Source organism: Paenibacillus apis, assembly GCF_018333295.1.
Classification (GTDB): Bacteria; Bacillota; Bacilli; order Paenibacillales; family Paenibacillaceae; genus Fontibacillus; species Fontibacillus antibioticophila.
The window spans coordinates 1-13,561 of sequence record NZ_BORS01000014.1; the positions used below are offsets into that span (position 1 = coordinate 1).

General features: G+C 49.0%; 13 protein-coding genes. 8 read left to right on the plus strand and 5 right to left on the minus strand.

The window, feature by feature from the left end; translation table 11 throughout:
- Positions 1 to 121: 121 nt before the first annotated feature.
- From KI362_RS18750 to KI362_RS18760, 3 genes are all read right to left on the minus strand, one after another.
- Positions 122 to 382: a hypothetical protein gene (locus tag KI362_RS18750; RefSeq protein ID WP_301629417.1), complete on the minus strand. Its 261-nt coding sequence runs from the start codon at positions 380 to 382 to the stop codon at positions 122 to 124.
- 3 nt (positions 383 to 385) lie between these two features.
- On the minus strand, positions 386 to 586 hold the full coding sequence (locus KI362_RS18755) for a hypothetical protein (protein WP_301629419.1): 201 nt from the start codon (positions 584 to 586) through the stop codon (positions 386 to 388).
- A 135-nt stretch (positions 587 to 721) separates the two neighbouring features.
- Complete coding sequence (locus KI362_RS18760) at positions 722 to 2,434, minus strand: alpha-amylase family glycosyl hydrolase (RefSeq protein ID WP_301629420.1); 1,713 nt, start codon at positions 2,432 to 2,434, stop codon at positions 722 to 724.
- A gap of 348 nt (positions 2,435 to 2,782) precedes the next feature.
- Between KI362_RS18760 and KI362_RS18765 the strand changes: the two genes are divergently transcribed.
- The 3 genes from KI362_RS18765 (at position 2,783) to KI362_RS18775 (ending at position 5,782) form a co-directional block, all read left to right on the plus strand.
- Positions 2,783 to 4,177 (plus strand): L-cystine transporter, encoded by a 1,395-nt coding sequence (locus KI362_RS18765; RefSeq protein WP_301629422.1) that lies wholly within the window; start codon positions 2,783 to 2,785, stop codon positions 4,175 to 4,177.
- Positions 4,178 to 4,421: 244 nt separating this feature from the next.
- Positions 4,422 to 4,856, plus strand: a complete 435-nt coding sequence (locus KI362_RS18770; RefSeq protein ID WP_301629424.1) for an NfeD family protein — start codon at positions 4,422 to 4,424, stop codon at positions 4,854 to 4,856.
- Positions 4,856 to 5,782: an SPFH domain-containing protein gene (locus KI362_RS18775; RefSeq protein WP_044480345.1), complete on the plus strand. Its 927-nt coding sequence runs from the start codon at positions 4,856 to 4,858 to the stop codon at positions 5,780 to 5,782. Before KI362_RS18770 ends, KI362_RS18775 begins: the two co-directional genes overlap by 1 nt.
- 1,248 nt (positions 5,783 to 7,030) lie before the next feature.
- On the opposite strand, the gene KI362_RS18780 is transcribed toward KI362_RS18775, so the two are convergent.
- Both KI362_RS18780 and KI362_RS18785 read right to left on the minus strand, forming a co-directional pair.
- A complete protein-coding gene (locus tag KI362_RS18780; RefSeq protein WP_301629427.1) occupies positions 7,031 to 7,702 on the minus strand; it encodes a PspA/IM30 family protein in 672 nt (223 codons plus the stop codon).
- Between the two features lie 29 nt (positions 7,703 to 7,731).
- Positions 7,732 to 7,956 (minus strand): PspC domain-containing protein, encoded by a 225-nt coding sequence (locus KI362_RS18785; protein WP_301629429.1) that lies wholly within the window; start codon positions 7,954 to 7,956, stop codon positions 7,732 to 7,734.
- A 251-nt stretch (positions 7,957 to 8,207) separates the two neighbouring features.
- On the opposite strand from KI362_RS18785, the gene KI362_RS18790 reads away from it, so the two are divergent.
- From KI362_RS18790 to qoxA, 5 genes are all read left to right on the plus strand, one after another.
- On the plus strand, positions 8,208 to 8,747 hold the full coding sequence (locus tag KI362_RS18790; protein ID WP_044480340.1) for a flavodoxin family protein: 540 nt from the start codon (positions 8,208 to 8,210) through the stop codon (positions 8,745 to 8,747).
- Positions 8,748 to 8,901: 154 nt separating this feature from the next.
- Entirely contained in the window at positions 8,902 to 9,636 is a 735-nt protein-coding gene (locus tag KI362_RS18795; protein WP_301629432.1) for a glycerophosphodiester phosphodiesterase, read from the plus strand.
- A 16-nt stretch (positions 9,637 to 9,652) separates the two neighbouring features.
- Complete coding sequence (locus KI362_RS18800) at positions 9,653 to 10,846, plus strand: SLC45 family MFS transporter (RefSeq protein ID WP_301629434.1); 1,194 nt, start codon at positions 9,653 to 9,655, stop codon at positions 10,844 to 10,846.
- Between the two features lie 311 nt (positions 10,847 to 11,157).
- Positions 11,158 to 12,135, plus strand: a complete 978-nt coding sequence (locus KI362_RS18805; RefSeq protein ID WP_301629435.1) for a diaminopimelate dehydrogenase — start codon at positions 11,158 to 11,160, stop codon at positions 12,133 to 12,135.
- A 427-nt stretch (positions 12,136 to 12,562) separates the two neighbouring features.
- Entirely contained in the window at positions 12,563 to 13,507 is a 945-nt protein-coding gene (qoxA, locus tag KI362_RS18810; protein ID WP_044480336.1) for a cytochrome aa3 quinol oxidase subunit II, read from the plus strand.
- Positions 13,508 to 13,561 lie beyond the last annotated feature (54 nt).

Here is a 13,561-nt window from a genome sequence, read left to right on the forward strand (position 1 = left end):
ATTGAGTCATATCAAAATCCCCTCCAAAGAATGTTGTCTCGACAACCTCATTCTAAACGAGGATTTTGACTATGGCTCCTTTTATTTTTGAAGCCTAGCTTTTTACACAATTATATGGACTCTACTCCGCACGACCACCCACACCAGCAATTTTAGTGACATTGTGCATTAAAATCGGCGCTCGACCACCCACGCCAGCAATTTTAGTGACATTGTGCATTAAAATCCGCGCTTGACCACCCACGCCAGCAATTTTAGTGACATTGTGCATTAAAATCACCGCACGACCACCCACGCCAGCAATTTTAGTGACATTGTGCATTAAAATCGCCGCACGACGCCCACACCAGCAATTTTTAGTGACATTGTGCATTAAAATCACCGCTCAACCACCCACGCCAGCAATTTTAGTGACATTGTGCATTAAAATCGGCGCTCGACCACCCACACCAGCAATTTTAGTGACATTGTGCATTAAAATCCGCGCACGACCACCCACGCCAGCAATTTTAGTGACATTTTGCATTAAAATCGGCGCTCGACCACCCACGCCAGCAATTTTAGTGACATTGTGCACTAAAATCACCGCACGACGCCCACACCAGCAATTTTAATGCCTTTCGGCACTTATTTCGCAACGCACGGCGTAATCTCACTCTTAAAAAGGTGTCCCAACCATCTATGATGGGCGCAGTTAAATGACTGGGACACCCTCCTTTCGTTACTGAAGTACGGTTGTAGTGTAGCCTGGAATAACAAGCTGATTGGCGCTGAGCTGTGCACCTTCCCTTGTGGTTCCGGCAATCTTCGTGAATGCCTGCTCTTCATCAGCTTCGAGAAGAAGGGTCTGTTCCTTGCCGGTCAGGTTATGCAGGACCAGTACAGATTCCTTATCATTCTGACGAAGATAAGCAATTACACCGTCATGGCCTGAAGCAAATTCCTTAACGGCGCCATCCTTCAATGCACTGCTGACATTGCGCAGGGCGATTAATTTCCGGTAATGCGACAGTAGGGAATCCGAGTTCTGAAGCTGCTCCTCGACGCTGGTCCCGGGCTTGCCGGTATTGAATTGAACAGGTTCCCAGGTGGTCTGCCCAATCCCGGCCCCGCCTGCATGCCACTGCATCGGCTCGCGAATGCTCTCGTCGGGCTTGGCGCCGGTCATGCCGATTTCTTCTCCGTAATAGATGAACGGATTCCCAGGCAGTGTGAGCATTAATCCGGCTGCCATTTTGGCATGATCCGCATTTCCTTCCAGTTGAGTCATCACCCGGTTCATATCATGATTGGTCAGGAAGGTGGCATCAACGAACTGGCCCTTTGATTTTTCTTCGAACAGCTTATAAGTTCTTTCCAGGGTGAAGGCAATGTTGTTGTCCTTCTCCTGCTTGGCTGCACTTAGAATCGTCTCGGCCAGTCCGAAGTTGAAGCCGGAATCCAGAGCGGAGTCCAAATAATTTGCAACTAGAGCCGGTGAAGGATCCCACACCTCGCCGACGAGATAAGCATCAGGGTTGACTTCCAGCATACTGCTGCGGAATTCTTGCCACCATGCCACGTTCTTGTCCGTGGTCTCTTGCCCTTTATCAGTAATCAGATCCTCATAAATATGCTTGGCCGCATCGAGCCGGAATCCATCCAGTCCCAATTCCAGCCAGAATCGTCCGGTCTCCTTCATCTCCTGACGAACCTCAGGATTATCGAAGTTCAAATCAGGCATGCCTTCCCAAAAAATCCCCATATAGTGGTCGCCTCGCGCTGTATGCCACGGACTTCCGCTTCCGGCAGCACTGGATCCTCCAGTCTTGCGGTTCTGATCCTCTGCCCAGATGTACCAGTCGCGATACGGACTGTTCTTGTCCGCTGCGGCCTCCAGAAACCAAGGGTGCTCTTTGCTCGTATGGTTCACGACCAGATCCATAATCACCTTGATGTCGCGCTTGTGAGCTTCATCGAGAAATTCCTTGAAATCCTCCATCGTCCCATAATCAGGATGAATAGCGCGGTAGTCGGTTACATCATACCCATGATAGCTGGGGGAAGGATTGATCGGCATAAGCCAAATTCCTTCGACGCCCAGATCATTGTCTGTATCCGGGTTGCCGTCATTCAGATAGTCCAATTTTTCAATGAGGCCCTTGAAGTCACCGATCCCATCTCCGTCCGAATCATAAAAGGAACGGACAAATATCTCATAATATACGTCCGAAGGCTGGGTAGCAAGCATCGATACCGGGCTGCCACCAGGGACAGATTCGGAATTGGCCGGTGAATCTGCTTGTTGCGTGCTGTTCGCGGAGTCCCCAGAAGCGGAATTAATTTCCTGACTGCTATGGCCTCCGAGAGTACATCCTGTTAATATCACTATGATCAGGACAGCGCTTCCAAGCCATTTGAGATATCCGGGCTTTGTGTTTTTATTACGATTCATTATGAGAGTTGCCTCCATTCAAGTTAGCATTCTATGTCCATCATAACCGAATAACTCGTTTTGTTAAAACGTTTGCACAACCGTAATTCTGACTATTGAAGCAAATTACCTTTTAATCCAACAAATTATTGGGTAAAAGATAGTATTATTGAAAATTACTTATATATACTTCATATATATGGTACCTTCGCATCGGGAGTTATAACGAAAATTCCTAGATAAATTAATCCTATCTATTTAGTATGATATGTGCTAAGATAACAGCTGAACAGATCCGACTTCTTTACACCAAGAGTCAGGTTGCCAATCTGTACGGTTCACAATAATTAGCAGGGGGAGTATTTTAAGATGGGTACATTTCAAGTTATCCTGAATATTGCAATAATGCTGGTATTGCTTGGCGTGCTGGTATGGATGCAAAAGAAACATATTTCATTTACGAAGCGGGTCTTCACCGGCCTCGGGCTAGGCTTGGTATTCGGTGTGATTCTGCAGCTGGTATATAATGCTGATTCGGAGGTGCTTGCAAAGTCCACCGACTGGTTCAATTTGGTTGGACGGGGATATGTAGGCTTGCTGCAAATGATAGTGATTCCTTTGATCATGGTATCGATTATCTCAGCGATTGCGAAGCTGAAGGGCAAGCAAAATCTGGGTAAGATCAGCGGTCTGATCATCGCAGTGCTGTTAATTACCACGGCGATTGCAGCTTCGGTCAGCATCATCACGAGTATTGGCTTCGATTTGAAGGCCATCGAGATTGAAGCGGGTGAAGCGGAGCAAGCGCGTGGTGTTGCATTGGAAGAACGTGCGGGATCGGTCGCGAATAAATCTATTCCGCAGCAAGTATTGGATTTCATTCCAACAAATCCGTTTGCAGATATGACTGGTGCCCGCAGCACCTCGACACTGGCAGTGGTTATCTTTTCGGCATTTATCGGGGTAGCCGTACTTGGATTGGATAAGAAAAAACCGGAACAGGCAGACACCTTCCGCAAATTGGTTGACGCTGTCTATGCGGTTGTTATGCGAATTGTGACGCTGGTGTTAAGGCTTACGCCATACGGAATTCTGGCTTTGATTACAAATACGGTGGCAACAACCAATCCGCAAGAGATTCTGAAGCTGATCAAGTTTGTTGGTGCTTCCTATGTAGCGCTTATCGTTATGTTCATCATTCATCTGATTCTGCTCGCATTGTTCGGGTATAATCCGGTGCAGTATGTTAGAAAAGTATTGCCGACACTGATCTTTGCATTCACCTCGCGTTCGAGTGCAGCGACTATTCCGCTTAACGTAGAGACACAAACGAAACGCCTTGGCGTATCGGACGGGATCGCTAACCTGTCTGCTTCCTTCGGAGCAACCATCGGTCAGAACGGCTGCGCAGGGATCTATCCTGCCATGCTGGCTGTGATGATCGCACCAACCGTCGGTATCGATCCTTTGAGCTGGGACTTTATCCTGACGTTGATTCTGGTGGTTACCATCAGCTCGTTCGGCGTAGCCGGCGTTGGCGGGGGCGCAACCTTTGCCTCGCTGATCGTCCTATCTACAATGAATCTGCCGGTTGCACTCGCTGGTCTCTTGATCTCGGTCGAGCCGTTGATCGATATGGGGCGCACGGCCTTGAACGTTAACGATTCGATCACAGCCGGTGTCATTACGGGCAAGATTCTGGGCGAGAACGATCAGGACGTCTTTAAACAAAATGTAGATCTGGATAGTGCTGTGCAGGCATAAAAAGGGTTGAATAAGGAATTCAACAAAAACGCATGAATGTCCCTTTAATGAGTATTGAATAACTAAGCTGCGAGCTGGCGTCGGTACTAAACCGGCGTCAGCTCATTTCGTTTCTGCCGTTAACCTTTACCGTTTCTTACCTGCCTTCCGATAAATAGCTTGCTAAAGAAAGAAATTCCTGATACTTTTTTGTTCGAGCCTCGTATATATTACTATCATGCGGAAAGGTGGTGCATCTGACACAATGGATGCATGGATTGTATGGTTGATAGCCGCAGGTATCATATTGGTGCTTGAAATGTTTACGCTGACCTTTTATATGCTCTGGTTCTGTATAGGAGCCCTGGTGGCAGCGTTAGTGGCATGGATTGCCCCAGATGCATATTTGCTCCAGGTAGTGGCTGGAAGTATCGTAACGCTCGTGCTGACGATCTTCACCAAGCCAATTTCCAAAAAGGTTCGGAGTTCCAAAGGATTTCAGGACACGGGTACCGAATTAGTAGGGAGACAGGGAGTTGTCGTCGATCCGATCGAGCCGGGACAGTACGGAATCGTTAAGGTCGGGAGCGACACGTGGAGTGCCGTATCAACTCAGTTGCTGGCCAAAGATGAGCGGGTAAGGGTGATTTCACGGAGCAGTACGATTATCGAAGTAGAACGATGGGAGGAATTCACTTAATGGAATGGGCTATTATTGCGGTCATTGCTATTGTTGTTGTTGTCTTTGTCTCACTAACCATCAAGATTGTACCGCAGCAGCGGGTTGGGGTTGTGGAACGTCTGGGTAGATTCCACAGATTAATGAGTCCGGGTCTGAACATCCTGATTCCGGTGATCGATCAGGTGCGCACGTACCATGACTTGCGGATTCAACAAGCCAATGTACCGCCACAGACCGTAATCACGAAGGATAACGTGCAGGTTCAGATCGACACGATTATTTTCTATCAAGTTGTAGGTCCTGAACAAGCCACTTATGGTATCTCCGATTATGTATACGGGGTTCGCAACATTTCGACAGCAACCATGCGGCAAATCATCGGTAAAATGGAGCTGGACGAAACGTTGTCCGGGCGTGAAAAAATCTCCTCCGATATCCGTATTGCGCTGGATGAAGCAACCGAAAAATGGGGCGTACGGATTGAGCGCGTAGAAGTCATCGATATTAAACCGCCGCTTGATATTCAGGAAGCGATGGATAAGCAAATGAAGGCTGAACGTAACAAGCGTGCGATCGTCCTTGAAGCGGAAGCTGCTAAGCAAGACATGATCTTGCGTGCTGAAGGGGATAAGCAAAGTAAGATCCTCAAGGCGGAAGGTGACAAGGAAGCACGGATTCGCGAAGCGGAAGGTCTGCGTCAAGCTCAAGAGCTGGAAGCTCTCGGGGAAGCAAAGGCGATCGAAGCTGTTGCTGCTGCCGAACAGGCGCGGATCGAAATGCTGCGTAACGCGGCTCTGAATGAACAAGTCCTTGCTTACCAGTCCTTTGAAGCACTCAAAGAAGTGGCTAAGGGGCCTGCTAACAAAATCTTCATCCCTTCGAATGCGGTGGAGACGCTGGGCAGCCTCGGCGCAATGGGTGAGCTGTTCAAGAGCGGCAAGTAAAATTTTATTTCATACGGTTAATAAGGAGCATAGCCGACAGGGGAATTCCTCTGAATGGCTATGCTTCTTCGTTTGCCGTTGTCTGCATGTGCAATAATGAGAAACAGTAAAACATAAGAGGGCGAGTTAGATGAGGCAACGTGTGAAGTATGCTTACGATCGCTGTTGTTCGCGGATTTCTATGATTGGACTAGGTTCTAACAAGGGAGAAATCCGCTCACAAAGGCGACCGCTGACGCTTCTACAGCACACTTCACACTTATGCCCTGACTCCTCGCCTTTGCAGTTCAACTGCATTCCAGTGTGCACATGACTGCGTCATATGCCATTTCAGCAAGCTTGCAGCCCGCGGCATCATGCATGCAGGGTACCGCTCACGCTAGAGTCGCGCCTCCGCCTCACGATGCTCCAAGCCTTGCCCCGAAGCCTCGCCTGTCCTGCCAATACTCAAGTTTTCTCCGAACTTAACTTGCTCCACCGGCATTCCAGTCTTGTTCTGAACTTCAATTGCCCTACAAGACGATATGAGCACCTCATTCTTCTGCTCATGCTCATCCGGTAACGATTTAATGAAATTACTTCCCTTAAAATCTTCGTTCGACGCACGAACCCACTTTTAGTGAAAAAACTTACCTTAGATCGCCAGTAACTAGCCAAATCCGTGTTTTTGTCCACTTTAAGTACAAAAATTTCACTAAATCCGCATTTCAAGTATTTCCGCTGAATTTAAGGTAACTTTTTTCACTGAATGCGTACTTGGTGGGTATATTGCTGAAGTTACTGGAATAACTCTGCTCTGCGTGCTTGTTGAAATTGGGGCATCCCCTAATAATGATGCGGTGTTGCCTATTTACTGTTTGTAATGTATCAGGCATCAAGATGCTATGCTGATGAACGAGCCTGTAGACTAGGCAAGTGACTCTGGTGCATTCTGCCATCCCTCAGACTTGCGGAGGGACGTGTGGAGCTTCTAAGCATTCGGCGGCGCAATACGATGCCGACCTAATGTGCCTGCGTAAAAGGGTATAAGTGTGAAGGTTGGTGCAGAAACGGAGTGGTCGCCTTTGTGAGCGGATTTCTACCTTGTTATGGCTTAGTAAATCAAGAAAGTACCCCCAGCACGCTGAATCAATCTTCAGACGGCCTCGCATGGCTGCGCTCTCGCAGGATAATGCGCAAAGAAGCCGCACCGGAGGTCATTGGATCAAACCATCCGGCACAGCCTCTTAATTAACGCGCGTCTCCGAATTAAACTTCCTTGCGGCTGTTCAGTTGATCCTTAAGCCGCTGCAGTTCATCATTGACGGCGGAGTTGTCTTCTAGTGATGAAGAGCCCTCGGAGCCTGTGCTCGTTGTTCCTCTGAGCTGACTGCCGGCTTCCCATTCCAGAATCTTCTCTTCCATACGCTCGAATCCGCGGGCGGCTGCTCCTGTCTCAAGGCCGGAGCTGAAGTTCGGACGTTGCGCCTGGTTCTGTTCTTCGACCTTGCGGGCGCGAGCCGCCAGCTCATTGCGCTTCTCCTTCAAGCGTGCATACTCCTGCTTGCCTTCCTCCAGGCGAATCTCAAGCTCGACCACCCGGCTGCGAGCTTGTGAAGCCTCTTCGCCGTATTGCCCCGCCAGCTCTTCATGGCGAATCTTCGCTGCCGCCGCCGCACGGGCCTTTACATCGTCACCGGCTTCCAGGGCTGCCAGAGCTTGCCCCTCGCTATAGCGTGCCGCTTCCAGGGCATCCTGCTGTTTGCGTTCCTGGATGCTGACATTCATGCGCTGCTCCTTCAAGAGCTTCTCAGCAACCCGAAGGTCTTCCTCCAAATTCCGTAAATATTGTCCTGTCATCAGAACAGGATTCTCCAGCTTATTCAAAGCTTCATGCAAGGTAGCCTTTGTTAAATTGGAAATTCGATCAAATAGACTCATGTTTATACACTCCTTTTGATAATATAGAATTAGTACTGGTTGAATGGATCATCGTAGCTGTAAAAGCCGGTCGGCTCCTTCGGTACGATCAAGCTGGCAATCAGGTAGATAAGGATCGTCGTGCCGAAGCTGCATATACCCAGCACGACAGCGATCAGGCGGACGACTGTCGAGTCAACTCCGAGGAAGCTTGCAAGCCCGCCGCAAAGACCGGAGACTTGCTTGTCGGTGGAGGAACGAAATAATTTTTTCATAGGTGACACTCGCTTTCTTGGTTTATTTAAAGGGGATGGTTATGCGGTTCGTTTGTTATTCATGTCTTTATTCTACCGATTTCCGGGTCTCGGCATAACAGGCTGCAGACGGTTTTTGAACTGGACCTAAGGCCAGTAGCCACCTCGTCGCAGGGTCAGGGAGGAGGCGGACGGTGAAGGCTGCGTCGTAAGGATTGCAAATCTTGCAAGGCCATGGCGATGTTATTACAAGCAGGAGGATGTGGAGAAAAATGAGTATTTTGGTGCTGCAGGGAAGTAGTCGAGCGGATGGGAATACCGAGCAATTGACCCGGTTGGCCCTTGAGGGACTCCCTCATAAACAGATTCTGCTTCGCGAGCTGTCTATTTTACCGATTCGGGATCAGCGGCATGAGCGGGGAGGGTTTGATCCGGTGGCTGACGATTATGAGTCGGTGATCATGGAAGTGCTTCGCCATGACAAGATTATTTTTGCTACGCCGGTGTATTGGTATACGATGTCGGGAGTGATGAAGAACTTTATTGATCGCTGGTCGCAGAGTCTGCGGAGTGCTGACTATGACTTCAAGGCGAGCATGGCGCAAAAGAAGGCGTACGTCATTGCGGTCGGAGGAGATGATCCCCGCATGAAGGCGATGCCGCTAATTCAGCAGATGAAATATTGCTTTGAATTTGTCGGGATGTCATTCGAGTCTTACGTTATCGGCAAAGCCAGCCGTCCGGGAGACATCTTGCAGGATACCCGTGCGCTCTCTGATGCCATGCTGCTGAATCGGGAGCTAGGCTCTTAGGGCAACACTCGCTCTACCTTACAGACCTTTGGCCTGAATTTCTGGCTGAGGGTCTTTGTGTTTATATTCCGCTGACAATGCAGGATTATACTTAGGGCGTGGATAATACATATTTAATCATCTAAAAATGCAGATATATGGAGGAGGAACTGCTTTGTCTGAATTGATAAATTTCGCACATCGCGGTGCGGCCGGGCACCGTCCGGAAAACACGATGGTTTCTTTTCGATATGCTTTGGAGCTGGGCGCTACAGGGATTGAGACGGATGTGCAAATGACCCGGGACGGGCATCTGGTATTGATCCATGATGAGTCGCTGCAACGAACAACAGGATCTCCGGCATGGGTAAAGGACGTTACGCTGGAGGAACTGCGCCAGCTGGAGGCAGGGTCTTGGTACGATGAAAAGTACAGAGGGGAGCGGATCCCGACGCTGGAGGAATTGCTTGAGCTTGTCCGTCAGGCAAAAAGTCGAGTGGTGTTGAATTTGGAATTGAAGAACGGGCTAATTCAATATCCGGAACTGGAGCGGAAAGTGATTGAGGCCGTGAGAGCCTGTGCATTGTCTGAACAGACGGTCATTTCAAGCTTCAATCATTATTCCCTGGTTGAATGTAAAGCCTTGGCACCCGAGATCAAAACCGGCATTCTCTATATGGAAGGGCTGTATGAGCCCTGGAAGTATGCCGGGTCGATTGGGGCTGAGGCGTTGCACGCCATTCAGTATGCCGTGCGTCCGGAATTTGTTGCTGAAGCAACTGCTCATGGGGTGGCCTATCATCCCTTTACGGTTAATGAAATTCACGAGATGACCGCGCTCATTCAGGCGGGAGTGGCCGGGATGATCACCGACTACCCTGACCGTCTGGCCGGCCTGCTGTCAAACTAAACGGGAGCGTGAAGCAATGAAAAAAACATGGCTGCTGGGACTTGGCTTCTTCAGTATCAGCTTGACCTGGGCGCTGTATAATGCCTTTGTACCGCTGTTTTTGGATAACTATCTGAAAAGTGCGGCATTAATCGGGTTTATGATGACCATTGATAATTATTTCGCCATGTTTTTGCAGCCGTGGATTGGACATCGCAGTGATAAAATTCGTACACGCTTCGGGCGCCGCATGCCTTTCCTTCTGATCGGCATGCCGCTTGGGGCGGTATTTGCCTCTTTGATCCCGCTTCATAACAGCTTTGTGACGCTGGTGCTGTTCATGGTGCTGATGAACTTGTCCATGAGTCTGTTCAGAGCCCCTACCGTGGCTCTGATGCCGGATATTACGCCGGAGGCCAAGCGGACCCGGGCCAACGGGATCATCAACCTGATGGGCGGGATCGGTTCGGTGCTGGCGTTTGGTGTCGGATCCAAGCTCTATGGAATCGGCTCGTTTGTGCCCTTTTTATTTGCGGGAGTTACGATGCTGATCTGTATGGCCGTATTGAAGGCGGTAATCAAGGAGCCCATCGTTACAGGGCTTGCGGTGTCTTCCAAGAGTGAGGCTCGTCCGCCGGTGCGTATTAAGGATCAATTGGACCGGACGACTTTGTTTATCCTTGGGGCTATATTTTGCTGGTTCGTGGCTTATCAGGGCGTGGAGGCTTTATTTACGTTATATGGAACGAAGCATATGGGCATGATGGATGGAGAGGCCTCATTTTCGCTGACATTTTTCTCGCTGGCCTTTCTGATCTTTGCGCTGCCAAGCGGATGGCTCGGGGCTAAGTTCGGCAAGAAGAAGGTGATCATGGCCGGTGTGGCCGGGTTATTCCTTGTGTTTGCTTCGATCGTCTTTCTCGATTCCATCCTGATGCTGCGGGTCATGTTGATTGTGGGCGGTGTTTTCTGGGCCTGCATTAATATCAATTCCTATCCTTGGGTGATTTCAACCGGTGCAGAGGAGAGTATCGGGACGCGGACCGGGATCTACTATTTTGTCTCCTCGCTTGCGGCTATTACCTCCCCTCCGCTGCTTGGTTGGGTGATTGATGTGTTCGGGTATTCGGCACTGTTCATAAGCGCCTCAGCGGGGCTGCTGTTGGCCCTGTGCTTCCTGCTGGGCGCCTCCTCCGGCGAGCGAAGCGCAGAGGATCGCAGCGCCGCATAAGAAATTTCTTTACTTTAAATGTGAGTTCAAAAAGTCGGCTTTTCAGCACCGAGAAGGTTGCGAGAATCCGAAGAAGGAGGAACGGAGTGTAGGCAGAACCTACAAGAGCGAAATGCTTCCAAAGGAAGCATACCTCGTAAGCATCCGCTCGGACTTCGAGGGTGAACGCAAGATTCGATGTCGAATCAACCTCTTGAACCCCCTCGTGATCAAAAGCTGACTTTTTGAACAGCCTCTTTAGTGTCAGCTATTTAAAAAAATTGCTTGGTGCGCTAAAATGGGACATATTATTTTTGAAGGAGGACAAATAAGTGACCAAGGCCATCAGAGCAGGAATTGTAGGTTATGGAAATTTGGGACGAGGCGTGGAGAAGGCGATCCGGCAAAATCCGGATTTCGAGCTTCGCGCTATTTTTTCCCGGAGACATCCAAATGAGGTGGCAGCGTCACAGGGCGTTGTTCATATTTCGGAAGTAGAAAAGTATAAAGGTGAAATTGATGTGCTTATTCTATGCGGCGGTTCCGCAACTGACCTGCCAGAGCAGGGACCGGAGCTGGCGGCTTTGTTCAATACGGTGGACAGCTTTGATACGCATGCCAAAATTCCGGCGTATTTCGAGGAAGTGAACGCGGCTGCGCTTCAAGGCGGAAATGTCAGCGTCATCTCAACGGGGTGGGATCCGGGCTTGTTCTCGCTAAATCGACTTCTGGCGGAAGCGGTGCTTCCTGAAGGCAAGGAATATACGTTCTGGGGGAAAGGCGTCAGCCAAGGACATTCCGATGCTATCCGCCGCGTAGCCGGAGTGAAAAACGGTGTGCAGTATACGATTCCTGTCGAAGCGGCAGTCGAACGTGTTCGCCGTGGCGAAAATCCGGAGCTAACCACCAGAGAGAAGCATTTGCGTGAATGTTTTGTCGTAGCAGAGGAAGGTGCAGATCGGGCACAGATTGAGCGCCAGATCAAAGAGATGCCTAACTACTTTGCCGACTACGATACCACCGTTCACTTTATCAGTGAAGAGGAATTGAAGCGTGACCACTCGGCCATGCCGCATGGCGGAACCGTGCTGCGCAGCGGAGTAACGGGTGAGAACAATAAGCAAATTGTGGAGTTCGGCTTGAAGCTGGACAGCAATCCCGAGTTCACAGCGAGCGTACTAGTTGCTTATGCGCGTGCCGCCCACCGCTTATCCCAGGAAGGGCAAAAAGGAGCCAAAACGGTATTCGATATTCCGTTCGGTTTATTGTCACAATTTTCACCTGAAGAGCTGCGTCAAAGATTGCTGTAAGGTGTAATAGAATAGATACAAAACATACAACTAAAGGATCTCCTGTCAATCGATAGGGAGGTCCTTTATTTGATTTTAAAATACATACGTAAGTGATTATTATCACAAGAATCTGCGATGAATATGACAAATTTCCGAACTAAAGGCGTGAAGGAAGGGTTTGTGAACAATTATCAAAATCGCCGAAAACGGTCTAATTCAACCGAATTTGCCCTTAAATCAAGAAATTATTGAATAAATAAAAAAAGATAACGCTTTTAATTGTAAATATATTACATATATTCCTTTCTATATGAATTGTCAATGAATCGGGGCTTCCCTAACATAATCTTAGAGTGATGTTTGAGCGTGGTTGGGATCCGTCTGACCATGACATGAGAATTCTACAATGAGAAGTCTTACATTATGAAAGGGGAATCGTAATCCTATGAAGAGGAAGGGACTTCTGCTTGCGGTATTTTCGGCCCTGGTGCTCCTGCTGTCTGGCTGCAGCTCGCTGATGGTACTGAATCCCAAGGGACCGGTAGCCAAGACACAGTCGAATGTTATTATCTTTTCGATCATCGTAATGGCGCTTGTACTGCTAGTGGTGTATGTGTTGTACATTTATATGCTGACCAAATACAGAGCTTCCAAGGCAGCGCCTGACTATGAGCCGCCGCATGAGGAGGGCAACAAGTGGTTGGAAATAACCTGGATCGCGATCCCGGTTATTATCGTGGCTGTGCTTTCAGTTGTTACTGTTCGCAGTACGTATGCGGTTGAAACGGTACCGGCTGGGTATGAGGATCAAAAGCCATTAGTCATTTATGCGGCTTCATCTAACTGGAAGTGGCATTTCAGCTATCCGGAGGAAGGCATTGAGACGGTGAACTATGTGAACATTCCTGTAAACCGTCCAATCGAATTCAGACTTTATTCGTATGGACCGATTACCAGCTTCTGGGTGCCGCAGCTTGGCGGACAGAAGTACGCTATGAGTGACATGGTTACGAAGCTAAATTTGGTTGCCGAGCATCCGGGCTCCTTTATGGGCAAGAACTCTAACTTCTCGGGCGAAGGCTTTGCCCATATGGAATTTGAAGTTTACGCTACCTCGACTAAAGAATTTGAGGAATGGATTGACGAAGTGAAGATGACGGCTTCGGATTTGACAGAGGAAAAGTTCCAATCTCTGCTTGATGCGGACCATGTAGGTCGTGAGACCTTTACTTCCACACACCTGGAGTTCAGCCCGGCGCCTGAAGGGGAACATGCAGGACATAATCATGGCAGCACGGATGAAGAGAGCACGGAGATGGATCACTCGGAGATGGATCATTCCGAGATGGATCACTCCGAGATGGAGCATTCGGAACACAACCATGAGTAGCACTTGAAAGGCAGAACATTAACAGCAACTTATGAACGGAAGGGAGCAAGCTTG